The organism is uncultured Roseobacter sp. (genome assembly GCF_947495025.1).
Lineage (GTDB): Bacteria > Pseudomonadota > Alphaproteobacteria > Rhodobacterales > Rhodobacteraceae > Roseobacter.
The window spans coordinates 15999-39143 of the sequence record NZ_CANLXG010000001.1; the positions used below are offsets into that span (position 1 = coordinate 15999).

General features: G+C 60.0%; 19 protein-coding genes. 11 read left to right on the forward strand and 8 right to left on the reverse strand.

The genetic code is table 11. The features are described 5' to 3' along the window. Nucleotides 1–98 precede the first annotated feature (98 nt). Nucleotides 99–2387: a mechanosensitive ion channel family protein gene (locus tag Q0792_RS00080; RefSeq protein ID WP_298835425.1), complete on the reverse strand. Its 2289-nt coding sequence runs from the start codon at nucleotides 2385–2387 to the stop codon at nucleotides 99–101. A 286-nt stretch (nucleotides 2388–2673) separates the two neighbouring features. Then, entirely contained in the window at nucleotides 2674–3579 is a 906-nt protein-coding gene (locus Q0792_RS00085; RefSeq protein ID WP_298835426.1) for a LysR family transcriptional regulator, read from the reverse strand. Between the two features lie 172 nt (nucleotides 3580–3751). Between Q0792_RS00085 and Q0792_RS00090 the strand changes: the two genes are divergently transcribed. From Q0792_RS00090 to Q0792_RS00135, 10 genes are all read left to right on the forward strand, one after another. After that, nucleotides 3752–7150, forward strand: coding sequence for an indolepyruvate ferredoxin oxidoreductase family protein (locus tag Q0792_RS00090; RefSeq protein WP_298835429.1), 3399 nt, complete (start codon nucleotides 3752–3754; stop codon nucleotides 7148–7150). 77 nt (nucleotides 7151–7227) lie between these two features. Then, nucleotides 7228–8106, forward strand: a complete 879-nt coding sequence (locus Q0792_RS00095) for a lysophospholipid acyltransferase family protein (protein WP_298835430.1) — start codon at nucleotides 7228–7230, stop codon at nucleotides 8104–8106. Between the two features lie 26 nt (nucleotides 8107–8132). Further along, on the forward strand, nucleotides 8133–8942 hold the full coding sequence (locus tag Q0792_RS00100) for a glutamate racemase (protein WP_298835432.1): 810 nt from the start codon (nucleotides 8133–8135) through the stop codon (nucleotides 8940–8942). Nucleotides 8943–8967: 25 nt separating this feature from the next. Next, nucleotides 8968–9996, forward strand: a complete 1029-nt coding sequence (gene argC, locus Q0792_RS00105) for an N-acetyl-gamma-glutamyl-phosphate reductase (protein WP_298835434.1) — start codon at nucleotides 8968–8970, stop codon at nucleotides 9994–9996. A 6-nt stretch (nucleotides 9997–10002) separates the two neighbouring features. Beyond that, a complete protein-coding gene (gene ccmE / locus Q0792_RS00110; RefSeq protein WP_298835436.1) occupies nucleotides 10003–10446 on the forward strand; it encodes a cytochrome c maturation protein CcmE in 444 nt (147 codons plus the stop codon). A gap of 81 nt (nucleotides 10447–10527) precedes the next feature. Further along, the gene (locus tag Q0792_RS00115) at nucleotides 10528–11139 is read left to right on the forward strand and encodes a holin-associated N-acetylmuramidase (protein WP_298835439.1); all 612 of its coding nucleotides are present in this window, start codon (nucleotides 10528–10530) and stop codon (nucleotides 11137–11139) included. Continuing rightward, nucleotides 11130–11717, forward strand: coding sequence for a holin family protein (locus Q0792_RS00120; protein WP_298835441.1), 588 nt, complete (start codon nucleotides 11130–11132; stop codon nucleotides 11715–11717). The genes Q0792_RS00115 and Q0792_RS00120 overlap by 10 nt, the downstream gene beginning before the upstream one ends. Nucleotides 11718–11776: 59 nt before the next feature. After that, a complete protein-coding gene (locus Q0792_RS00125) occupies nucleotides 11777–13741 on the forward strand; it encodes a heme lyase CcmF/NrfE family subunit (RefSeq protein WP_298835443.1) in 1965 nt (654 codons plus the stop codon). Continuing rightward, entirely contained in the window at nucleotides 13738–14202 is a 465-nt protein-coding gene (locus tag Q0792_RS00130) for a cytochrome c-type biogenesis protein (RefSeq protein WP_298835445.1), read from the forward strand. The genes Q0792_RS00125 and Q0792_RS00130 overlap by 4 nt, the downstream gene beginning before the upstream one ends. A gap of 94 nt (nucleotides 14203–14296) precedes the next feature. Continuing rightward, complete coding sequence (locus Q0792_RS00135; protein ID WP_298835447.1) at nucleotides 14297–15073, forward strand: enoyl-CoA hydratase-related protein; 777 nt, start codon at nucleotides 14297–14299, stop codon at nucleotides 15071–15073. 23 nt (nucleotides 15074–15096) lie between these two features. On the opposite strand, the gene Q0792_RS00140 is transcribed toward Q0792_RS00135, so the two are convergent. The 3 genes from Q0792_RS00140 to gltX all read right to left on the reverse strand — a co-directional run bounded on the left by Q0792_RS00140 (nucleotide 15097) and on the right by gltX (nucleotide 18582). Further along, the gene (locus tag Q0792_RS00140; RefSeq protein ID WP_298835449.1) at nucleotides 15097–15396 is read right to left on the reverse strand and encodes a hypothetical protein; all 300 of its coding nucleotides are present in this window, start codon (nucleotides 15394–15396) and stop codon (nucleotides 15097–15099) included. A gap of 374 nt (nucleotides 15397–15770) precedes the next feature. Next, nucleotides 15771–17066: a citrate synthase gene (gltA, locus tag Q0792_RS00145; protein WP_298835451.1), complete on the reverse strand. Its 1296-nt coding sequence runs from the start codon at nucleotides 17064–17066 to the stop codon at nucleotides 15771–15773. Between the two features lie 115 nt (nucleotides 17067–17181). Further along, nucleotides 17182–18582, reverse strand: coding sequence for a glutamate--tRNA ligase (gltX, locus tag Q0792_RS00150; RefSeq protein ID WP_298835453.1), 1401 nt, complete (start codon nucleotides 18580–18582; stop codon nucleotides 17182–17184). A gap of 99 nt (nucleotides 18583–18681) precedes the next feature. Between gltX and Q0792_RS00155 the strand changes: the two genes are divergently transcribed. After that, nucleotides 18682–20712, forward strand: coding sequence for a ComEC/Rec2 family competence protein (locus Q0792_RS00155; protein ID WP_298838521.1), 2031 nt, complete (start codon nucleotides 18682–18684; stop codon nucleotides 20710–20712). A 15-nt stretch (nucleotides 20713–20727) separates the two neighbouring features. Here Q0792_RS00155 and lexA read toward each other — a convergent pair whose 3' ends face one another. The 3 genes from lexA to moaC all read right to left on the reverse strand — a co-directional run bounded on the left by lexA (nucleotide 20728) and on the right by moaC (nucleotide 23145). Then, nucleotides 20728–21429, reverse strand: coding sequence for a transcriptional repressor LexA (lexA, locus tag Q0792_RS00160; RefSeq protein WP_298835456.1), 702 nt, complete (start codon nucleotides 21427–21429; stop codon nucleotides 20728–20730). 67 nt (nucleotides 21430–21496) lie between these two features. Then, nucleotides 21497–22669, reverse strand: coding sequence for a gephyrin-like molybdotransferase Glp (gene glp, locus Q0792_RS00165; protein WP_298835458.1), 1173 nt, complete (start codon nucleotides 22667–22669; stop codon nucleotides 21497–21499). Next, complete coding sequence (gene moaC / locus Q0792_RS00170; protein WP_298835460.1) at nucleotides 22666–23145, reverse strand: cyclic pyranopterin monophosphate synthase MoaC; 480 nt, start codon at nucleotides 23143–23145, stop codon at nucleotides 22666–22668. The genes glp and moaC overlap by 4 nt, the downstream gene beginning before the upstream one ends.

A 23145-nucleotide genomic window follows, 5' to 3' on the forward strand; every position in this document is an offset into this window, starting at 1 on the left:
CGCACCTCTTACATGGGCGGGCGCTGCCATGGAAGAGGAGAACGAATGCAATCCGCCGCAGCGCTGCGCAGAAGGCGCTTTCGTGGGCGCTGCTGTCTTCAGGGGCCGTCCTTGGGCGGTGCGGCGCCCTGACCGGCAAGACCGGCCTGAACCGCGCCTGAGGCGGCTGCACCTGCCACTCTGGACATATCCGCCGCATCCTCTTCATGGCCTTCGGCGTTCACGTTCACCCGTACCTCGCGGCGGGCAAATTCGATGCCGTTCTCGTCGAACACAGCCTTGACGCGGTTGTAGATTTCCTTGCGCATCATGAACTGCGAACCGGGGCGGGCCATGAATTTACCCCGGATCACCATGCCCACGTCATCGAAATTGAACACCCCCTGGGATTTGAAGGGTTGCAGCATGTCGTCCTTGTAAAGGTCCATCGCCTGGACCTCCTGACCGATTTTTTTAAACAGTTTTCGGACCTTCTCGGGGTCGGTGTCAAAGGGCACGGTGAACTTGAGCTTCATGATCACCCAGTCGCGGCTGTAATTGGTGATCTTGGGAATCTCGCCGTAGGGCAGAGTATGCACCAGGCCGCGGTGATGGCGCAGCTGCATTGAGCGCACCGAGATTTTCTCGACCGTGCCCTTGGTATCACCAACCTCGACATATTCGCCAACGCGAAAGGCGTCATCGACCAGAAAGAAGATACCCGAAACGACATCTGTCACCAGCTTCTGCGCACCAAAACCGATGGCCAGACCGGCGATACCGGCACCGGCCAGCAGGGGCGTCGTGTCGATCCCCAGCGCGCTGAGCGCAATCAGGGCAAAGAGCACCGCAATGGCCGTATGTGCTGCCAGCAGGATCAGCGGCAGAACGGTCGAGAGGCGTGATCCACCGGCACCGCCGCCGTCGCCGCCGATGGCTTCTTCATCCGGTACCGCACCCGAGGCGGTCATCTCGGCTGCCAGCTGGCGGTTCACGACCAGGGAAACGATTTCCCAGGCCAGATAACCGGTGGCAACAACGATGAGGAACTCGATGATACTGGCGGCGAACTGCTCGCCGACGGCACCTGTGGCAATCCGCACCGGCGACATGCCCCAGAAATTGGCGATCTGGATAATCACCAGACCAAAGACAATCACACGACCGATCCGCACCCAGGACCGTTCTGCTGCAATGTGCGCGCGCTCTGCAACAACGCCTTCGCCGGACATCTCGGGCATCAGGTGCCGCACAATACCGCGCACTGCGGTATCCATCGCCGGGGCAAGCAGCAGCAGAGCCATACTCTTGAAATGAGGTGTGGTGCTGAGCAGTTCCCAGGCCTCGTAGCTGACCATGATATTCACCACCCACCAGGTGCCGATGGACACCGCGATCGCAAACCAGGGGTACGCCCGGGAGACACGCTCCTCGATGGCACTCACATCGTCATCCGCGCCGCGCATCATGTCGACAAGCCCGAAACGGGCCCTCCACGCCATCCAGACAATATAGAGATGCACCGCGAGATTCAGCCAGAACCCCAGACGGGTCTCCCCCGCCTCCAGACCGTTGATGCCGTTGAATTCCAGAATGGCGAGCATGAAGCCGATCAGCAGCGAAAAGCCCAGAATGTGCCTGCTGAGAAACCTTGCAGTCCGGTCATCTGTGTTCACAAAGCGGTACTCTGGCTGCTTCGGAGACAGCAGGAACCCGGCAAGTGCCATGGCGATCCGGGGCAGGGCGACCAGATTGAACAGAATGATACCCCCATAGGGCAGCATTTCCGGCGGCAGAACCGAAAAGGCGACAGTGCGGGCAACAGCCACGAAGACGAAAACACCCAGCAGGTCGCGGCAGAGTTTTTTGCCAAGAGTGCGGAACGCGCTGCGCGACGTATCCTGGACCGGGTCTGCAGAAGAGAGATGCCAGTTGCGCGTCAGCCGATTGACGACAAACTCAGCAGCAAATCCAGCGGCAAGGATGATCGCAAAATAGCCGAGCATCTGCAGAATACCGCTGCCGCCGAAAGTCTCGTAAAACGTCACGAACGCCTGGGGCTGGCGTTCAAACAGAACCGGCAGTTTCTGTACCGATATGACGATCTGCTGCACGGCGCCCGTTGTTGCATGATAGAAAAGGTTTGCGCCGGCTTCGGTGGCCTCCGCGGCGGCTTCCTGCTGCTCTTCGGCAACAGCATCCAGTCGTTCCAGAAGGAGCTGGCGGATCTGTGCATCCGTCAGGCCGGCGACCAGATCGCGCACGGTTTCCGGTGTCAGGTCTTCCGGTACTTCGACGCTCGCCGGTGCGCCCGAGTCTCCGACGGACAGGCTCTGCGCGGCGCCTGCGCCAGGCAGAGCAAGCAGCAGCAGCGACATGGCCCACAGCCACACGAATCGAACGATCATCAGATTTCCCCCGGTTAACCAGCGACGACAGACTGGCGGTTTCCCAGACTATTGCAAGCATGGCGGTTCTGAGGGGTTCCCGACGCCACCTGCTGTTGCAGGGTCGCCGCAAAAAAAAAGGCCGAGCGCGAAGCTCGGCCAAGTCCAACAGGGAGGTATGAAGGGCAGAACATCGTTCCGCCGCCTTCGAATGGTCAGATAGGATGCAGATTGCCGCCAATCAAGGCAGTTTATGCATATGCGGCAACATGTCTGCTATGCGATTTCTGCATACCTGACCATTTGGTCAGATTTTCTGTTTTTCTCTCAGCTGTTTACGGTAGCTGATGATCTCGTCCTGGACGAAGTCTTTGAAGGCGGCAACCCGCTGCGAATGGCGCAGCTCCTCGGGATATGCCAGAAAAACAGGCACATCTGCCGACTCAAGGTCTGGCAGAACCTGAACCAGATCAGGGAAGTCCTGGGTGACGTAGTCGGGCAGCACACCAATCCCGAGATTGTGCAGAACACCCTGAAGTACGCCGAAGTAGTTGTTTACGGTAAGCAGGGAGCGCAGGTTATAGGTCATCAGGTGCTGCACAAGACTGCGGCCCGCACCGACCTGATCGCTGTCCGTGTTCTGACAGATCAGCCGGTGGTCCTCGATGTCGTCGATCTCCCGTGGCGCAGCATGTGCGTCGAGATAGTCAGGTGTCGCGTAAAGACACATGCGGATCATCATGAGCTTTTTGCGGATCAGGTCTGCCTGGCTGGGTTCCTTCATGCGGATGGCGACATCCGCCTCGCGCATCGGCAGGTCAAGCACACGCTCTTCCAGCATCAGGTCGATCTTGAGATCCGGATACTGCTCGTAAAGTTTTGGCAGGCGCGGGGCCAGCCACAGCGTGCCGAACCCGGTGGTCGTCGTGACCCGCAGTTCGCCAAAGACTTCTTCCTCGCTGTCCCGGATGCGCGCAGAAGCGGTATCAAGGCGCCGGGACATCGCCGATGTGGCGTCAAACAGCAGCTCGCCCTGTTCCGTCAGGATGAGCCCGCGTGCGTGACGATGAAAAAGCGTTGCATTGAGCGATTCTTCGAGGCCGCGGATCTGACGGCTGACGGCCGATTGCGACAGGTTCAGCTTGTCACCCGCATGCGTCAGGGACCCCGCATCCGCAACCGCGTGGAATATTCTCAGTTTGTCCCAGTCCATGACGTATCCCGAAAAAGTGTTCACGGGTTGGTAGCGCTATCCGGCCCGGAAATACAGACTCGACAGCGGGGCGCAGGGTGATTTTGCAGAATTCACCCTATACAGGTCAGCTTTTGTGACCTATTATTGAGGGAAATATGTGCAACACTGGATACGCCGGGGAGGGCGCCTGATGAGCACGCAGAAGATTACACTCAATGACCGGTATGACCTGGATAAAAGTCCGGTGTTGCTGAACGGCACGCAGGCGCTGGTGCGGCTGATGCTGATGCAGAAGGCACGCGACAGGGCCGCCGGGCTCAACACAGCGGGCCTGGTGACAGGGTACCGCGGCTCGCCTCTTGGGGCGGTGGATATGCAGATGCAGCGCGCGCTCAGGCCGCTGACCGAGCACGACATCACCTTTCAGGCCGGTCTGAATGAGGATCTCGCGGCCACGGCGCTCTGGGGCAGCCAGCAGGCTGAACTGCGCGGCGAGGGACGCTATGACGGCGTCTTCGGGCTGTGGTACGGCAAAGGGCCGGGCGTTGATCGTTCCGGCGATGTGATGCGTCATGCCAATATGGCGGGTTCCTCCAGGTTCGGCGGCGTGCTGATGGCCATGGGCGACGACCATACCGGCGAGTCGTCGACCGTTCTGCATCAGTCCGAGTTTGCCATGGTTGACGCCTATATGCCCGTCGTCAGCCCTGCGGGTGTTCAGGAAGTGCTGGACTATGGTCTCTATGGTTTTGCCCTGTCGCGCTATGCCGGTGTCTGGGTCGGGCTGAAAACGATGAAAGACACCGTGGAGGTCACATCCGTAGTGGATGGCGATCCGGATCGTCTGTCTTTTGTGACGCCGGATTACGAATTGCCGGAAGGTGGTCTGAATATCCGGTTGCCTGACGAGCGTATCGAGCAGGAAGCGCGTCTGATTGACCATAAACGGTATGCGGCCGAGGCCTTTTCCCATGCCAACAGGATGGACAGGCGGGTGTGGGGAAAGCCGGGTGCGAAAATCGGGTTTGTGGCTGCCGGCAAGAACTGGCTCGATCTGGTCCACGCTCTGAGCCTCCTGAATATCGACGAAGCCGCAGCGGAACGCCTGGGGATCACGACATACAAAGTCGGACAGACCTGGCCACTGGACATGAAGGGCTTTCACGACTGGGCCGAGGGCCTCGACCTGATCGTGGTCATCGAGGAAAAGCGCAAACTGATCGAAGTGCAGATCAAAGAGGCTATCTTTGATGATCGCCGCGGCCGTCGTGTCTATGGCGGGCGCAAGGAGGGCGAGGAGTTTTTCTCCTCAAAATGGGCTCTCGACCCTGTTGATATTGCACAGAAGCTTGGTCAGGTGCTGGTGGAAGAAGGCAGGAGCAATGAGGCCATAACGGCAGGTCTGGCGGTGCTCGAAGAAGCAAAGCGCGCGGACAACGCTACCGAGATTGCCGCCCGTCTGCCTTATTTCTGCTCCGGCTGCCCGCACAACACATCGACAAAAGTGCCTGATGGCAGCCGCGCCTACGCGGGGATCGGATGCCATTTTATGGCGATCTGGATGGACCGCGAAACCTCAGGATTCACCCATATGGGCGGTGAGGGTGCAAACTGGATCGGAGAGGCACCTTTTTCCACCCGGGATCATGTGTTCCAGAACCTTGGCGACGGCACGTATAATCACTCGGGCGTTCAGGCGATCCGGGCTGCTCTGAGCAACGGCACAAACATCACCTACAAGATTCTTTACAACGATGCTGTCGCAATGACCGGCGGGCAGGGTAACGATGGCGATCTTTCAGCACCGCGTATCGTGAATGAGCTGCGCGCGATGGGGCTCAGGCACCTTGCTGTGGTCTATGACGAAAAAGAAGATATTGATTTTGATGCCTTAAAAGGCGTCGAAATCCATGAGCGGGCACATTTGCAAACTGTTCAGGAGAAATTTGCAAAGACACCGGGTGTCAGCGCCATTGTCTATATCCAGACCTGTGCCGCTGAGAAACGCAGGCGGCGCAAAAGGGGGCTGTTTCCGGACCCGGACAAACGGGTTTTCATCAATACCGACGTCTGCGAAGGCTGTGGTGACTGTGGTGTGCAGTCAAATTGTGTGTCCGTCGTACCCAAAGAAACCGAACTGGGCCGAAAACGGGCGATTGATCAGTCGAGCTGCAACAAGGATTTCAGTTGCGTCAAAGGCTTCTGTCCCTCGTTTGTGACGCTGGAGGGCGCGAAACTCCGCAAGGAGCCAACGGCCAGTCTTGATCTGCCGGATCTGCCTGCGCCTGTCCTGCCGTCAATTGATGGCACATTCAATGTAATCATCACCGGCGTCGGAGGCACTGGCGTTGTCACCATCGGCGCTGTGATGGCGCAGGCCGCGCATCTGGATGGCAAAGGGGCGGGTATGATGGAAATGGCCGGCCTTGCGCAGAAGGGCGGTGCTGTGCACATACACTGCCGCCTTGCAAATAATCCCGGCGATATCAGTGCGATACGGGTCGCTACCGGCGAGGCAGATGCGCTCATCGGCGGTGATCTCGTGGTTTCAGCGGGTGCGAAGACGCTTGGGCTGACCCGTACGGGACGCACCGGCGCAGTGGTGAACAGCCATGAAATTATCACCGGTGATTTTACACGGGACACAGAATTCCGCCTGCCGCAGGAGCAGCTGACCATTGCATTGGAATCGCGTCTGCGCGACCGTCTGGCGTTGTTTGATGCATCAGAGCTGGCGCGGGTGACACTCGGGGATTCGATCTTTTCCAACATGATGATTTTTGGCGCAGCCTGGCAAAAAGGCTACCTGCCGCTCTCAGAAGAAGCGATCCGTGAGGCAATAGCGCTCAACGGTGCCGCGGTTGAACGCAATCTGCGCGCTTTTGACATCGGACGCTGGGCAGTGACCCATCCCGAAGACGCCGCGGCTCTGATGCAGCCCAACGTCGTGGAACTGCCCAGATCCACCGAAGAGAAGATAAACTTCCGCGCGGACCACCTTGTCGCCTACCAGGGTCGCCGTCTCGCACGCCGGTACAGACGGTTTGTTGAGATGATCACGGACCCTGAGGCGCAAAGGGCCGCTTTAAAGTCGTATCACAAGCTTTTGTCATATAAGGATGAATACGAAGTAGCGCGCCTTCTGGGTTCTACGGCGGAAAAGGCCGGCGCCGAGTTCGACGGCGATTTCCGGATGACCTATCACCTTGCTCCGCCAATGCTGTCCGGAAAAGGTCCGGACGGGCGCCCGGCCAAGCGAACGTTTGGCCCCTGGATCGAACGGCCGCTGCGTCTGCTTGCTCGTCTGCGGTTCCTGCGCGGCACGCCGCTTGATGTCTTTGGCTATACCGAAGAGCGACGCATGGAGCGCGCGCTTATCAGGCAGTATGAAAAGGATATGAAGGAAGTCCTGCCGCTTCTGAATGACGTCACGCGCCCGGCGGTTCTGGCACTGGCCGAACTCCCGATGCAGATCCGCGGCTTTGGCCCGGTGAAACACGCAAACGCCGAAAAAGCGGCAGTCACGCGCGCCGCACTTCTGCAAACGATCCGCGCCGGAGGCCCGGCGGCCTCACAGGCAGCAGAGTGAATTTACAGGATTGTCATACACGCGGGGCATGATAGGTCCACCTGCAAATCTGAGCCGTGCGAAAGGACATCAGGGCTTTGTCTATCCGTTCAAAAGCCGCGGCGGACATCAGCTATTCCTATTCAGCTGAATCCCGTGGGGGCCGCGCCCTGATCCGGCTGATGGAAAACTCAACCGGTCGGCTGAGGCTAATCCGGCGCGCCAGGGGCTATGAAACAGAAGTCGCAGCCGGGCGGGATTTCTTTGATGTGATGGTTGAGCGCTATGGGCTGACCCTCGATGTTGCGGAGGGCGCGCTCGATAATATTCCCCGGAGCGGCCCGCTCATACTGCTGGCCAATCACCCATACGGCATTCTTGATGGCCTGATGATGGGACATATTCTGGCGCGAACGCGCGGCGATTTCCGTATCCTGGCAAATTCTGTGTTTCGCAGGTCTGCGGATCTGAACCGTGTCGTTCTGCCGATCAGCTTCGACGAAACGCGGGAGGCGGTGGCCGCCAACATCACCACCCGGAAAAAGGCGCTGGATTACCTGGCTGCCGGCGGTGCGATCGGAGTTTTCCCTGGCGGCACCGTCAGCACGGCCGCACGGCCGTTTTCGACGCCGATGGATCCGGGCTGGCGCAGTTTTACGGCCAGGATGATTGTGAAATCACGCGCCACCGTCGTGCCGGTATATTTCGAGGGCCACACCAGCCGCCTGTTCCAGATCGCCAGCCATCTGCATAACACACTGCGGATGGGCCTGCTGATCAAGGAGTTTGGCAAACGGGTCGACACGCCTGTTCGGGTGTCTGTCGGCAGCCCTCTGGATCAGGCGCGCCTTGACTCTTTATCCGGCGACAGTAAAGCGATGATGGATTTTCTGCGAAAAGCCACGTATGGGCTGTCAGCAGACCCTGCGCAGAAGTTTGAGCTGGGGTATGAATTCGAGGCGCGGCACCGGAACTGACAGGGTGCTCTGAAGGATCTGGCACCATGGCAGTTGGCATCTTTGACAGTGGACTGGGCGGGCTGACCGTGTGGGATGCGGTCGACCGGCGTCTGCCTGACCTGCCGGTCGTCTACCTGGCCGACAGCGCACATGCGCCTTATGGTGTGCGCACGGCGGATGATATCTATGCGCTTACCTGCGACGCTACGGAACGCCTGTTCGATGCAGGCTGCAATCTTGTTGTTCTCGCCTGTAACACGGCCTCTGCTGCCGCGCTGAGGCGGATGCAGGAAAGCTGGGTGCCGGCAGACAAGCGGGTGCTTGGCGTGTTTGTACCGCTGATCGAAGCGCTGACAGAACGTCAGTGGGGGGACAACTCGCCGCCGCGCGAGGTGGCGGTTCGGCACGTGGCGCTGTTTGCAACTCCTGCAACTGTTTCCAGCCGCGCGTTTCAGCGGGAGCTTGCCTTTCGCGCGATTGGTGTTGATGTCGAGGCCCAGGCCTGTGGTGGGGTCGTGGATGCGATTGAAGATGGTGACATGATCCTCGCCGAAGCACTCGTGCGCAGCCATGTTGACGCGCTCAAGCGCAAAATGCCGGATCCCGATGCAGCCATTCTGGGCTGTACCCATTATCCTCTGATGGAGGAGTGTTTTCAGTCCGCGCTCGGCCAGGACGTCCGCGTGTTCAGCCAGGCGTCTCTGGTGGCCGACAGTCTGGCGGATTACCTCGACCGTCACCCCGATATGCTGGGCACCGGCGAGGCCGCATTTCTGACCACGGGTGATGCTGCACGCGTCAGCGACCGGGCAACCCAGTTCCTCCGACGACAGATCACGTTCCAGGCAGCCTGATCTTTCCTCTTTAACGGACCGAACCATGACATATTCCATCGCGATCCTTGGCGCATCCGGGTACACCGGCGCTGAACTCATCCGGCTGATTGCCGGGCATTCCTCTATGAAAATCAAGGCTCTGGGGGCAAATTCCAAAGCCGGGCAGACGATCGCCCAGGTGTTTCCGCATCTGCGTCATCTGGCCCTGCCAACTCTTTTGCAAATCGACGAGATCGACTTTGCAAATATTGATCTGTGTTTTTGCGCCCTGCCGCACAAAACCAGCCAGGAAGTCATCGCCCGGTTGCCGCGCTCTCTCAGGATTGTTGATCTGAGCGCGGATTTCAGGCTGCGTGACCCGGCGGCCTACAAACAGTGGTATGGCAATGACCATGCCGCCGCAGAGATCCAGAAAGAGGCGGTTTATGGACTGACAGAGTTTTACCGCGACGAGATCCGGAGCGCGCGGCTTGTGGCCGGTACGGGCTGTAACGCTGCGACAGGCCAGTACATGCTGAGACCGCTGATTGCAGACGGTCTGGTTGATCTGGACGACATAATACTGGACCTGAAGTGCGCGGTTTCAGGTGCCGGCCGCAGTCTGAAGGAGAACCTTCTTCATGCGGAGTTGTCAGAAGGCTACAACGCCTATGCGGTCGGGGGCACACACCGGCATCTGGGTGAGTTCGATCAGGAGTTCTCGGCGCTCGCGGGCAGGCCGGTCAGGGTACAGTTTACCCCGCATCTGATCCCGGCCAACCGCGGAATCCTTGCGACAGCTTACGTTAAGGGCGACGCGCAAGCTATTCATAAATCGTTTGAAACTGCATACTCGAACGAGCCATTCCTTGAGGTTCTGCCTTTTGGTGAAGTGCCGGGGACCCGTCATATCAGGGGGTCAAACTTCTGTCATATCGGCGTTTCACAGGACCGTATCTCCGGGCGGACGATCATCGTCGGTGTGCTGGATAACCTGACAAAAGGTAGCAGTGGCCAGGCGTTGCAAAACGCCAATCTGATGTTAGGTATTGAGGAGACCGAGGGGCTGATGATGGCTCCGCTCTTCCCGTGAGGTTGCATGAAAAACCTGAAGAAACAACGTCGTATCCAGGTTGTGGCTGTTGCCGCGGTGGCGCTCGTTCTGTCCACTGTTTTGATCGGCTATGCGATGCGCGACGGGATCAATTTCTTTCGGGCGCCCAGCCAGGTTCTTGCGGAACCGCCGGGCCCCGAAGAAGTTTTCCGGATCGGCGGTCTGGTAGAGGAGGGCTCTCTGAAGCGGGGTCAGGGCGAGACGATCCGCTTCAGCGTGACAGATGGCGGAGCAGTTGTGCCGGTGACATATACCGGAGTTCTGCCTGATCTGTTCGAAGAAAATCAGGGCATGGTCGGGACCGGAAGATACATTAATGGTGTCTTTGAAGCATCTGAAATTCTTGCAAAACATGATGAAACTTACATGCCAACCGAGGTGGTCGACGCCCTGAAGGCCCAGGGCGTGTATAAAGATCCCGACACCTAGCACCGTCACGGTGGTATCAGCTTAATTTAACAGCCTTATCGCAGTCTCCTGCGCAACGTTATTTGCGCAAAGGGGACAGCGATGCAGACCGTCAGGCAGATCGCCACAGAAATTGTGGCGCGCGAAGGTGGCTTTGTGAATGACCCGGATGATCCGGGCGGGGCCACGAATTTTGGTGTCACGATACACACCATGCGGCGACTGGGGCTCGACCTTGATCAGGACGGTCTGGTGAACGTGTCTGACGTGCGCGCACTCACAAGAGAGCAGGCCGTTGAAATCTTTGAAAAACACTATTTCGAAAAGCCGCTGATCGGAAAGCTGCCACAAGCGCTGCATGCAACTGTTTTCGACATGTATGTAAATGCGGGCAGCAATGCGATCCGCATATTGCAGCGTTTGCTGCGAGACATGGGTCACGATCTGGCTGTTGATGGTATTCTGGGCTCCAAAACCATAGGTGCGGCGCAGGCGGCGTGGATGGAAGCTCCGGATTACTTTGTGGATGCCTACGGAATCGCACGCCGCAACTACTATTTCCGCATCGCGGATCGCCGGGCAGCCAGTCGCAAATACGCGCGCACCCGGGCCGGCGGCAAAGGCGGATGGATCCGCCGTGCGGAGGAGTTTATTGCGCCGCGTTTTCATCTCACAGACCAGCAGTTCAGGGAAAGGATCTCGGCATGGGCCTGATCACAGGAATTCTGAACACCATATTTGGTGGCAACCGCAATGTGTTGAAAGAGACAGTTGAAGTATTTCACCGCAATGCCGAAGAGGACGCAACCCGCGATCAGGAGCTGCGGATCGAATCCCTCAAACAATATGCTGCGGAGTTTGAAACCCGCCGTGACGGCCTTTTCGACCGGATCATGGACGGGATAAACCGGATCCCGCGACCAGCGCTGGCGCTTGGCACGCTTGCTCTTTTTGTCGCGGCGATGACGGATCCGGTATGGTTCTCGGCCCGGATGCAGGGAATTGCCCTCGTTCCCGAACCGTTGTGGTGGCTGCTTGGGGTTATTGTCTCGTTCTACTTCGGTGCCCGCCATCAGGTAAAAAGTCAGCAGTTTCAGCGCTCTATTGCCCAGACAATGGCGCATGCGCCCCGTGTGATCAAAAACATCGCGGCGTTGCACGCGCTGCGGGCAGACACTCCGGGCGCTGCCGACACGGGATCTGACAGCCGGCTTGGTCTGATGTCTCTTGAACCTGATCACAACGCAGCGCTCACAGAGTGGAAAACCACCGTACCACCCGCGACAAAGTGATCACCTGATCCGGTGCTTTCGCATTGGACGCAGGCGGGGCGGAGCTTATACTCTGCCCCATGATTACAGAATTCGGACATTTCGCCCTGTTGCTGGCCTTTCTGGTCGCCATCGTGCAGACGGTTGTGCCCCTGGTGGGCGCCCACAAACGCTGGCCCTCGTGGATGGCAGTGGCAGAACCTGCGGCGAACATCCAGTTTCTGCTGACCGCCTTCGCGTTTGCCGCGCTCATGTGGGCTTTTGTCACGTCCGATTTCAGCCTGCGCCTTGTGGTGCTGAACAGTCATTCGGCCAAGCCGATGCTCTACAAAATCAGCGGCACATGGGGCAACCATGAAGGCTCGATGCTGCTGTGGGTGCTGATCGTAACGCTGTTTGGCGCAATGGCGGCGTGGTTTGGTGGCAATCTGCCGCCCACCCTGCGGGCGCGTGTGCTGGCCGTTCAGGCCGCGATCGGGGTTGCATTTTTCGCCTTCATTATCTTTACGTCGAACCCGTTTCTGCGCATGGCGGTCCCCCCGTTTGACGGGCAGGACCTGAATCCGTTGTTGCAGGATCCGGGTCTCGCCTTCCACCCGCCGTTTCTTTATCTGGGCTATGTGGGGCTGAGCATGGCATTCAGCTTTGCGGTGGCCGCGCTGATCGAAGGCCGAGTGGACGCGGCATGGGGCCGGTGGGTCCGTCCCTGGACACTGGCGGCCTGGGTGTTTCTGACAATCGGTATCGCTCTGGGCTCCTGGTGGGCCTATTACGAGCTCGGCTGGGGCGGTTTCTGGTTCTGGGATCCGGTCGAGAATGCCTCGTTCATGCCCTGGCTGCTGGCGGCGGCACTGCTGCATTCGGCAATTGTCGTTGAAAAACGGGAAAGCCTGAAAAGCTGGACGATCCTGCTGGCGATCCTGGCGTTTGGCTTTTCGCTGATCGGTACGTTTATCGTCCGCTCTGGCCTGCTGACCTCGGTGCACGCTTTTGCGAATGATCCCGAACGCGGCGTCTTCATTCTGATGATCATGGCGTTCTTTATGGGGGGCGCGCTGATCCTCTTTGCTCTGCGGGCGGGCGCCATGGAGGCGAAAGGTGTTTTCAGCCTTGTCAGCCGCGAGAGTGCGCTGCTCGCCAACAATCTTCTGCTGGCCGTTTCGTGCTTTGTAGTTTTCGTGGGAACGATGTGGCCCCTGGTGGCCGAGATGTTCTTTGATCGCAAGCTCAGTGTTGGGCCGCCATTTTTCAACATGGCCTTCACGCCCTTTATGATCCTGCTCGGGCTTATCCTGCCCATTGGATCGGCGATGCCGTGGAAACGTGCTCGTGTAATGCGCACGGCGCGGCCTCTGCGGTATGTCTTTATTCTGGCGCTGGCGATCGGAGGTCTGGCCTGGACGATGCAGACCGGTCGCAGTCTGATCGGTCCGGTGGGAATGTTCCTGGCAGCCTGGGTGGTGATGGGCACCGTCATTGATCTGATCCAGCGCGCAGGCCGCGGGCCGGAGCGCTGGGGCCGTCTGTTGCGTCTGCCGCGGGCAGACTGGGGCAAGATGGTTGCTCATGCCGGGCTGGGTTTCACCATGATGGGTGTGGCAGGTCTGACGGCGTGGAAACAGGAAGACATCCGTGTCGCGCAGATCGGTGAGCCCTTCAGTGTGGGCAGCTACACACTGACGCTGAACGATGTGCGCCAGGTAGAAGGGCCGAATTACCTGTCCACGATGGGGTTTGTGACACTGTCCCAGAACGGGCGCGAGATTGCGCAGCTGACACCCGAGAAGCGCATCTATCCGGTGGCGCAGATGCCCACAACAGAAGCGGCGATCGACTATGATCTGGCGCGGGATGTTTACGTTGTGATCGGTGACGCGCAGGCGCAGGGTGGCTGGGCCGTGCGAACCTATATCAAACCACTGACGAACTGGATCTGGATCGGAAGCGGCCTGATGGCACTGGGCGGGCTGCTCAGCCTGTCTGACCGGCGGTTTCGTGTGGCCGCCGGCGCGCGAAAATCCCCACAGGGAGTGCCCGCCGAATGATACGCGTGCTTGCGCTGCTCCTGATGCTGTTGCCGGCACTGCCGGGCGTGGCGCTGGCCGTTCAGCCTGACGAAGTGCTCAGCAACCCCGTCCTGGAAGAGCGGGCGCGGGAGATATCAAAAGGTCTGCGCTGCCCGGTCTGCCAGAACGAAAGTATCGACGAAAGTCATGCAAACGTTGCCAGAGACCTGCGGCTGATGGTGCGCGAACGTCTGGTCGAGGGCGATACCGATGCACAGGTTGTTGATTTTGTGGTCGCGCGGTACGGCGAATATGTTCTCTTCCAGCCGACTGCGACCGGGGCCAACTGGCTGCTCTATGCCGCCGGGCCCCTGATGCTGCTGACTGCCCTCGGGCTGGGTTTTGTTTATCTGCGGGGGCGTTCAGACGCCGTTGCACCCCAGGAGGCGGCGCTGAGCGACGACGAAGCGGCCCGTTTGCGTGAAATCATGCGCGACTGACGCATCGTTTCTCTTTTCTGAACTGATCAGTTTGGTATGACTGTGCCGGAGACGCACACCGTGGGTGCTGCGGCGGGTCAGGAAAGGACACCTCATGGACTATCAGACGCTCATCTGCACAGAGCAAGCAGGCGTGGCCACCATCACGCTGAACCGGCCGGATCGGATGAACGCCCTGACCACGCAGATGCGTGCCGAAGTGGCCTATGCCGTGACAGAAGCAGGCAAGCGCGCGCGTGTCGTTGTGCTGACGGGCGCTGGTCGCGCGTTCTGTTCGGGCCAGGACCTTGGCGACCGGGTCGGGGCCGACAGCATCGATCTGGAGCGTACCCTGCGCGACGAATATGCGCCGATGCTGCGCGCGATTACCGAATGTCCGGTGCCGACGATTGCTGCTGTGAACGGCGCGGCAGCAGGGGCAGGTGCAAATCTGGCATTGGCCGCCGACGTGGTGATTGCGACCGAGAGCGCCTATTTCCTGCAGGCCTTTTCGCGCATCGGTCTGATCCCGGATGCAGGAGGCACCTGGATTCTGCCGCGCACCATGGGGGGTGCCAAGGCGATGGGGGCGGCGCTTTTTGCCGACCGTATCAGCGCACGCCAGGCAGACGACTGGGGCATGATCTGGGAGGCTGTCGCGGACAGCGATTTCGAAAAGACCTGGAAAGCGAGAGCAGCCCACCTGGCCGATGGGCCAACCGCAGCCTATGGCGCCATCAAACAGGTGATCCGGGGCAGCTGGGATAACAGCTTTGAGGACCAGATTGCGCTCGAAGCGCGCCAGCAGGGGCATTGCGGGCGCTCCCGCGATTTCAAAGAAGGTGTCCTGGCCTTTACTGAAAAGCGCGCCGCAAAATTCGAAGGCCGCTGAGCGGTCTCGCCGGACGCCTGCGGTTACACAAAACGCTCTACAAGCAGTACCTCGTCCGCGGTCAGACGCGGGCCCTCTGCACGGGCGATCACGGCCACCGCAACACCATCTGCGTGCACGGTCTGAACGCAGGCACCTGCATCGGTCACGGTAATTGACGGTGGTGTTTCGCCGTGGTCGTAAACAACTGCCACACGATCCTGGTCTGCATCCTCATCGTGGAACAACGCACATTCAGGGCCCGGCAGGCTCCTGCTGGCGATGGGCATCTGGCGCGCGAGGCCGGCTCTGGAGCCGGTTATCCGGGAGTGTCCCTGTGGCATATCGCTACTCTTTTCATACCATCCGGCGGTTTGAACGCCTGCCGGGGTTACTGACAAAAAGGCTGCCCCCTCAGCGGCCTGCGCAGACACACGCATTCCGGCAGCATCCGCTGCACAACCATCCCGAGAAGATTTACCCCCGCGACACCTGTATTTACTCAGCCGCAGGAGCCACGGTCAAGAAATCGGGTGTATTGGAGCGCGACCAGAAACAATGACATATTCCTGCCATTTTTCACGATGCGGTTGGTTTACAGTAGTGGTGCGTGTGGTCTGCGAGGGCAAAGGCGCGCGCCGAGCGATTCGCCGGCCTCACAGAAAAACGGGCCGCCTCGCAGGGCAGCCCGTTGTCGTCGCGGTCCCCTCAGACGGGTTCAGCGGTTTTCGATGTCAATATAGTCGCGGACCAGTTCACCCTGATAGAGCTGGCGCGGGCGCCCGATTTTGAGCTGGGGATCGCTGATCTGCTCTTTCCACTGGGAAATCCAGCCAACGGTCCGCGCCAGTGCAAAGATCGGCGTGAACATGGATGTCGGGAAGCCCATGGCCTCAAGTATGATGCCCGAATAGAAGTCCACATTGGGGAAGAGCTTCTTGTCGGCAAAGTACGGATCAGCAAGCGCCGCCGCTTCCAGCTCTTTGGCCACCTGAAGGATCGGATTGTTGTCGACACCCAGCAGTTCAAGTACCTCGTCGGCGCTTTCTTTCATCACTTTGGCGCGCGGGTCGAAGTTCTTGTAAACGCGGTGGCCAAAGCCCATCAGGCGGAACGGATCGTTCTTGTCCTTGGCACGGGCGATAAACTCGGGGATGCGGTCCGGTGTCCCGATCTCATTGAGCATCTCCAGGCAGGCCTGGTTGGCGCCACCATGAGCAGGGCCCCAGAGACAGGCAATGCCCGCCGCGATACAGGCAAAGGGGTTCGCGCCCGACGAGGACGCCAGACGCACTGTCGATGTCGAGGCGTTCTGCTCGTGGTCTGCATGCAGGGTAAAGATGCGGTCCATGGCGCGGCTGAGGATCGGGTTGACCTCGTAATCCTCGGCCGGAACAGCAAAGCACATGCGCAGGAAGTTCGACGCATAGTCCAGATCGTTGCGCGGATACACGAAAGGCTGGCCGATTGTATATTTGTAAGCCATTGCTGCGATGGTGGGCATCTTTGCGATCAGACGGATCGAGGCGACCTCGCGCTGCCACGGGTCACTGATATCGGTACTGTCGTGGTAAAACGCCGACATCGCGCCGACCACACCGACCATAACGGCCATCGGGTGCGCGTCCCGGCGGAAGCCGCGGAAAAAGTTCATCATCTGCTCGTGCAGCATCGTGTGGTTGGTCACACGGCTTTCAAAGTCCTCAAGCTCTGCGGGCGAGGGGAGCTCGCCATAGAGCAGCAGATAGCAGACTTCGAGATAGTGCGATTTGCCGGCAAGCTGGTCGATCGGATACCCCCGGTGCAGCAGCTCGCCCTCTGCGCCATCGATAAAGGTGATGGTGCTGTCGCAGCTGGCCGTCGAGGTAAAGCCGGGGTCGTAGGTGAACACACCCGCCTGAGCATAGAGTTTGCGGATGTCGAGAACGTCCGGGCCTGCGGTCGGAGAAAAGATCGGAAGATCGTACTCCTTGCCATCAATGGTCAGCTTTGCGGATTTTGTGCTCTCGGCCATCTGTCGTCCTTCCGGTCTGGGGGCGGTGAACCGCCGTAGGGCTTAAGACACAGGGAGATCCCTGCGTCCTGCCGTCGTGATCTGCGCGCTTGCATGCGGGGGGGTCCCCTGCGGCCTATTCAGCGGCATCGGTCAGCCGTGCGACGGTTTCTTCCTGTCCGAGCACCAGCATCATGTCGAAAACCGACGGTGTCACGGCACGTCCTGCAAGTGCAGCGCGGAGAGGACCGGCAAGTTTGCCGAATTTCGTCCCCTGAGCTTCTGCAAAGGCGTTGAGAACCGCTTCCAGATTTTCTCTGCTCCAGCTAGCATTTTGCAACTGCGGCGTCAATTCTCTCAGTATACCACGGGATACAGCATCGAGATTTTTCGCGGCCTTATCATCTGGTGTGATCGGGCGTGACGTTAACGCAAAGTAAGCTTTATCAAGGAGTTCAGGGAACGTTTTCGCCCGCTCTTTAACGCAGTACAGCGCACGTCCGAGCATTTCGGCCTGATCGGCATTCAACTCAGGCTGGTGGGCCGCGGCCAGGAAAGAAACCAGCTCTTGCTGCAATGCGGCATCATCGGCAGCAGCAATATGCTGGCCGCAGAGATTTTCCAGCTTTTTGAAATCCAGACGGGCAGGGCTTTTGCCAATTCCGCCCAGGTCAAACCACTCCCGCGCCTGCGCGTCAGAGAAAAACTCGTCGTCACCATGGCTCCATCCCAGCCGCGCAAGATAGTTGCGCATGCCCGCAGCCGGGTAGCCCATTGCCTGGTATTCCTGTGCGCCGAGCGCGCCGTGCCGTTTGCTGAGCTTTTTGCCGTCCGGTCCGTGGATCAGCGGGATATGCGCCCAGACGGGCACATCCCACCCCATCGCCTCGTAAATCATCATCTGGCGCGCGGCATTATTCAGGTGATCGTCCCCGCGGATCACATGGGTCACCCCCATATCGTGGTCATCGACAACAACCGCCAGCATGTAAACAGGTGTGCCGTCAGAGCGTAACAGGATCATGTCATCCAGCTGCGCATTGCTGATGGTTACATTGCCCTGGACTTCGTCGCGGATGATCGTTTCGCCGGACTGCGGTGCGCGGATACGGATGACAAAAGGCGCATCCGGATGGGTGGCCGGATCCGCATCGCGCCAGGGCGAACGAAAAAGCGTGCTTTCACCCTTTTCGCGCGCGGCATCCCGGAATGCCGCGATTTCCTCAGGCGTGGAAAAGCATTTGTATGCCTTCCCATCTTCCAGAAGCTGATGCGCCACGGCCGCGTGGCGCGGCGCGTTCTCAAACTGGCTGACGATGTCACCATCATGGTCAAGCCCCAGCCATGACATCCCCTCCAGGATCGCCTGCGTGGCCTCGGGTGTGGAGCGGGCGCGGTCTGTATCCTCGATCCGCAGCAGAAACCGGCCACCGCGGCCCCGTGCATACAGCCAGTTGAAGAGTGCGGTGCGCGCCCCGCCGATGTGCAGGAACCCTGTAGGTGAAGGGGCGAAACGTGTGACGACATCAGCGGACATAAGGCGCGTTTACCTTTCAGTAACCATGGGGGGATAAATCTGTGACCTCGTGTCTATCCAGTGCAGTGACCGGGGGCAAGGAGGTGCTGCGTGCAGGCCATGAGAGCCACACTGCTGATTCAGCGCGGCCACCTTTTCGAATGGGTGCCGGTCCTGCTTGCTGTGGGAATCGGGTGCTATTTCTCGCTGCGCTTTGAACCCTCCCTGGTTTTCCTGGCTGGCGTGGCCGCTGCCGGACTCGCACTGCTTTTGCTGGCACGGTTTCTGGGCGAGGCCTGGGGGCCGCTTGCCGTGGGTCTTGCGCTTGTGACGGGTGGTTTTATGCTGGCGGCGGAGCGCGCGCACGATGTCGCCGGGCCGGTGCTTGGCTGGCGCTACTACGGCCCGGTGGAAGGCCGGATCGTCAACATTGACCGCAGCAGTTCCGACGCTTTGCGCCTCACGCTTGATCAGGTGGTCATGGAGCGGATCTCTCCCGGACGAACACCGGCACGGGTGCGTATCTCTCTGCATGGAGACCAGACGGCCAGCGTCGATGCGGCGCCCGGATTGCGGGTGATGACCACGGCGCATGTATCGCCGCCGGGCGGACCGGTTGAGCCAGGCGGGTTTGATTTTCAGCGCCACGCCTGGTTTGGTCGACTGGGCGGCGTGGGTTATACGCGCGTGCCTGTTCTGGCAATTGCACCAGCCAGCGAAGGCGCCGCCGGGCTCGCGATCTTTCGTATGCGCATGGCGGCATCCGCGCGAGTGATGGAGGTGCTGCCCGGTGATGTTGGCGGTGTCGCGGTCGCGGTGACGACCGGCGCGCGGTCCGGCATCAGCCAGCAGGCGCTGGAGGACCTGCGGGCCAGCAATCTGGCCCATCTGCTGGCGATTTCCGGTCTGCATATGGGATTGCTCAGCGGTTTTGTCTTTGCTCTTCTGCGGGTCGTCATTGCGCTGATACCGCCTCTGGCACTGCGCATTCCCGCAAAAAAGGCAGCCGCCGTGGGTGCGCTGATGGCTGCCTCGGTGTATCTGGCACTTTCGGGCGGCAACGTCGCGACAGAGCGCGCCTTTATCATGGTCGCCGTGGCGCTGACGGCTGTGCTGTTCAATCGCCGCGCCATCAGTCTGCGCGGCGTGGCCATTGCCGCGACCATCGTTCTGATCCTGCGGCCCGAAGCGCTGCTGGGGCCTGGATTTCAGATGTCCTTTGCGGCGACAACTGCGCTTGTCGCGGTTTTTGGCTACATCCGGGATCACAAAGTCTCCACGGGTCCAAGATGGGCCATGCCGGTAACGGCAGTTCTCTTATCCTCGGGCATCGCAGGGCTGGCCACAGCCCCGATCGGTGCGGCGCATTTCAACGCCGTGTCACATTATGGACTGATAGCGAACCTGCTTTCGGTGCCGGTTATGGGCTCTGTCGTTGTGCCGGCGGCGGTTCTTGCGGGTATCCTGGCGCCATTCGGGCTGGACTGGATCGGGCTCTGGATCATGGGTCTGGGCCTGCAGTGGATCCTGTCGGTCGGCACCTTCGTGGCCGGGCTGGACGGAGCGCGGTCCTTTGTTGCGGGGCCTGGCAAGGCGGTTCTGCCGATGATCGCGCTGGGTTTTCTGTTCATGATTATCTGGCAGGGGCGGTTGAGGTCGCTGGGGGCAGTTCCGGTTGTGCTGGCCTTTCTGCTCTGGGTTCAGGCAGAACGTCCGCTGGGACTGATCGCGGAAAATGGAACACTTGTCGGCGTCATGACACCCGAAGGACGCGCTCTGAGCAAACCGCGCGGCGCGGGTTTCATTGCGAGCAACTGGCTGGAAAACGACGGGCAGCCCACCGAGCAGGAAATTGCCGCCAGCCGCTGGCCCGAGGGCGGTGCGGGGGTTCTGCCGGGGGGCGTCTCTGTCATTCATCTGTCCGGGAAAAAGGCGGTCGCGGGTTTCTCGGGCTGCGCGCCCGATGAGATTATTGTTGCCAGTTATGATCTGCCGTCAGAACACCGTGCCTGCGATGTTTTTGATCCGTCGCGGCTGCGGACAACCGGCGCTGTTGCGCTGGTTCCGGATGGTGACGGTATCCGGCTGGTGTCCGTGCGGGACACCACCGGTCACCGTCTCTGGACGCAGTGGAAAGACAGGCGGGACTGACCCCGCCCGGGATTTTCAGTAGGTGCGGATAAGTCCGACGAGTTTGCCCTGAACTTTCACTTTGTCTTCGCTGAAAACACGGGTCTCATAGGCCGGGTTGGCCGCTTCGAGCGCGATGCTGTTGCCATTGCGCATAAAACGTTTGAGCGTCGCTTCGTGGTCTTCCACCAGCGCCACAACAATGTCGCCGTTATCCGCCACCGAGGTTTCGCGGATCACCACAACATCGCCGTCATTGATGCCTGCTTCGATCATCGAATCTCCGCGGACTTCCAGCGCATAGTGATCGCCCTGGCCACTGATCATGCCGCCCGGAACAGCGACGCTGGCCGATTGCTGATTGATGGCTTCGATCGGCACACCCGCTGCGATACGACCCATCAGCGGCAGTTCGGTCGCATATGCGCCACTGACCGGTTGTGCGCCCGGGGGCGGTGGGCCGTCAGGGCGATCGCCGTCGATCACGCGGGGGGAGAAACCGCCCTGCGGCGCCCCACCGAGGGATTCGGGGAGTTTCACGATCTCTATGGCGCGGGCGCGGTGGGCAAGACGACGGATAAAGCCGCGCTCTTCCAGTGCCGTGATCAGCCGGTGGATACCCGATTTGGACCGCAGATCCAGCGCCTCTTTCATTTCGTCAAAACTTGGCGGAACACCGTCCCGCTGCAGTCGCCTGTTGATAAAGTCCAGCAAATCCAGTTGCTTCTTTGTGAGCATGTCCTGTCCCTTCGCCACGTGATGTGGGTTTGTTCTAGTCTTGTTCACGTTTTGTGTCAACTGTTCGTCAGAGTGGAATGTATTCCACGGTGTCTCCGGATTTCCTTGCCGGATCTCCGGGCGCGCGCACCAGCAGAGCATCAGCACCGGCAAGAACCGTCAGAAGCGAGCTGTCCTGGCTGCCGAACGGTTCCAGCCCATCAGGGCCAAGGCGCGCACGCATGTAATGTTCGCGCGGCCCGTTTTCGGGTACGTCACAGGCGAGGGATGTTGTCAGCCGCCGTGCAGGCCTGAGCGGTAATCCCTGCATGGCAGCCACAACCGGGGCCACAAAAACGGTCCCACAGACCAGCGCGGACACCGGATTGCCCGGCAGACCGATCATCGGCACGCCACCCAGCCGACCCGCCATCAGCGGTTTGCCCGGGCGCATCGCGACTTTGTAGAAGGATTGTTCCATGCCCATGTCCGCGGCCACACCCGCCACCAGATCATGATCCCCGACCGAGGCGCCACCGATGGTGATGATCAGATCGGCATCCGCGGCAAGGCGCAGAACCGTCTGCAGCGCGCTTTCGGTGTCCCGCGCGATGGGCATCATGCGCGGTCGCGCGCCGAGCGCTTCGAGTTGTGCGGCCAGGCCAAAGGTGTTGGACGCAATGATCTGATCCGGGCCGGGGGCCTCGCCGGGCATCACAAGCTCATCACCTGTGGCGATCAGTGCAACGGAGGGCGCCCGAAACACCGGCACCCCGGCAATATTCATCGCGGCAAGCAGGGCGACGTCGGCCGGCCCCAGCCTGCGGGGGGCGGACATCGTATCACCTGTACTGAAGTCACCACCGGCGGGACGGATATTGTCCTTGCTGCCGACATCCCGGCCCAGAGTGATCAGATCTCCCCGGCGCGTGACATCTTCCTGAATGACGACAAAATCTGTTCCTTCCGGCATCGGCGCGCCGGTGAAAATCCGCGTGCACTGGCCAGGTCCCACGGTGCCCTCAAAGCTGTGACCCGCAGCGGCTTCACCAATGACCCGGAACATGGCATCCGGTTCGACCTCAACACGCCGCAGCGCATATCCGTCCATCGAGGATGCCGCAAAGGGGGGCTGGGTGCGGGTTGCGGCGACATCGCGGGCCAGAACCCTGCCAGCAGCAGCCCGCAGCGGTACTGTTTCCGTCTCCAGGGGGCGGGCAAGCTCAGAGAGCGCATCGAGCGCCTCGGCGACACTGATCATGTGGCCTCGTACCGTCCGGATTTGCCACCATCCTTGAGCAGAACGCGGGTGCCGCCGATTTCCATGCCCTTGTCGACAGCTTTCGCCATGTCATAGACCGTCAGCGCGGCAACCGAAGCCGCTGTCAGCGCTTCCATCTCGACGCCAGTCTGGCCGGTTGTGCGCACCGTGGCTTCGATCGTGTATCCAGGCAGCTCCGGGTCAGGGGTCAGATCGACCGCGACTTTTGTGATGGGCAGCGGGTGACACAACGGGATCAGATCAGCGGTGCGTTTTGCAGCCATGATCCCGGCAAGCCGCGCAACCCCCAGAACATCACCCTTTTTTGCACGCCCTTCCTGAATAATATCAAAGGTTTCTGGCAACATCCTGATGTAACTTGACGCAACGGCGATACGGTCAGTGACCGCCTTGTCGCTGACATCGACCATATGGGCATCACCCCGGGCGTCAAAATGTGTGAGCTTGCCGGTCAT

Excerpts from the sequence above, each read along its gene's own strand:
- argC (WP_298835434.1), top strand. The coding sequence starts at position 8,968 with ATGACATATTCCATCGCGATCCTTGGCGCATCCGGGTACACCGGCGCT.
- Q0792_RS00080 (WP_298835425.1), bottom strand. The coding sequence starts at position 2,387 with ATGATCGTTCGATTCGTGTGGCTGTGGGCCATGTCGCTGCTGCTGCTT.
- moaC (WP_298835460.1), bottom strand. The coding sequence starts at position 23,145 with ATGACCGGCAAGCTCACACATTTTGACGCCCGGGGTGATGCCCATATG.
- Q0792_RS00085 (WP_298835426.1), bottom strand. The coding sequence starts at position 3,579 with ATGGACTGGGACAAACTGAGAATATTCCACGCGGTTGCGGATGCGGGG.
- Q0792_RS00135 (WP_298835447.1), top strand. The coding sequence starts at position 14,297 with ATGGACTATCAGACGCTCATCTGCACAGAGCAAGCAGGCGTGGCCACC.
- ccmE (WP_298835436.1), top strand. The coding sequence starts at position 10,003 with ATGAAAAACCTGAAGAAACAACGTCGTATCCAGGTTGTGGCTGTTGCC.
- Q0792_RS00120 (WP_298835441.1), top strand. The coding sequence starts at position 11,130 with ATGGGCCTGATCACAGGAATTCTGAACACCATATTTGGTGGCAACCGC.
- Q0792_RS00100 (WP_298835432.1), top strand. The coding sequence starts at position 8,133 with ATGGCAGTTGGCATCTTTGACAGTGGACTGGGCGGGCTGACCGTGTGG.
- gltA (WP_298835451.1), bottom strand. The coding sequence starts at position 17,066 with ATGGCCGAGAGCACAAAATCCGCAAAGCTGACCATTGATGGCAAGGAG.
- Q0792_RS00115 (WP_298835439.1), top strand. The coding sequence starts at position 10,528 with ATGCAGACCGTCAGGCAGATCGCCACAGAAATTGTGGCGCGCGAAGGT.
- Q0792_RS00130 (WP_298835445.1), top strand. The coding sequence starts at position 13,738 with ATGATACGCGTGCTTGCGCTGCTCCTGATGCTGTTGCCGGCACTGCCG.
- glp (WP_298835458.1), bottom strand. The coding sequence starts at position 22,669 with ATGATCAGTGTCGCCGAGGCGCTCGATGCGCTCTCTGAGCTTGCCCGC.
- Q0792_RS00125 (WP_298835443.1), top strand. The coding sequence starts at position 11,777 with ATGATTACAGAATTCGGACATTTCGCCCTGTTGCTGGCCTTTCTGGTC.
- lexA (WP_298835456.1), bottom strand. The coding sequence starts at position 21,429 with ATGCTCACAAAGAAGCAACTGGATTTGCTGGACTTTATCAACAGGCGA.
- Q0792_RS00155 (WP_298838521.1), top strand. The coding sequence starts at position 18,682 with ATGAGAGCCACACTGCTGATTCAGCGCGGCCACCTTTTCGAATGGGTG.
- Q0792_RS00140 (WP_298835449.1), bottom strand. The coding sequence starts at position 15,396 with ATGCCACAGGGACACTCCCGGATAACCGGCTCCAGAGCCGGCCTCGCG.
- gltX (WP_298835453.1), bottom strand. The coding sequence starts at position 18,582 with ATGTCCGCTGATGTCGTCACACGTTTCGCCCCTTCACCTACAGGGTTC.
- Q0792_RS00090 (WP_298835429.1), top strand. The coding sequence starts at position 3,752 with ATGAGCACGCAGAAGATTACACTCAATGACCGGTATGACCTGGATAAA.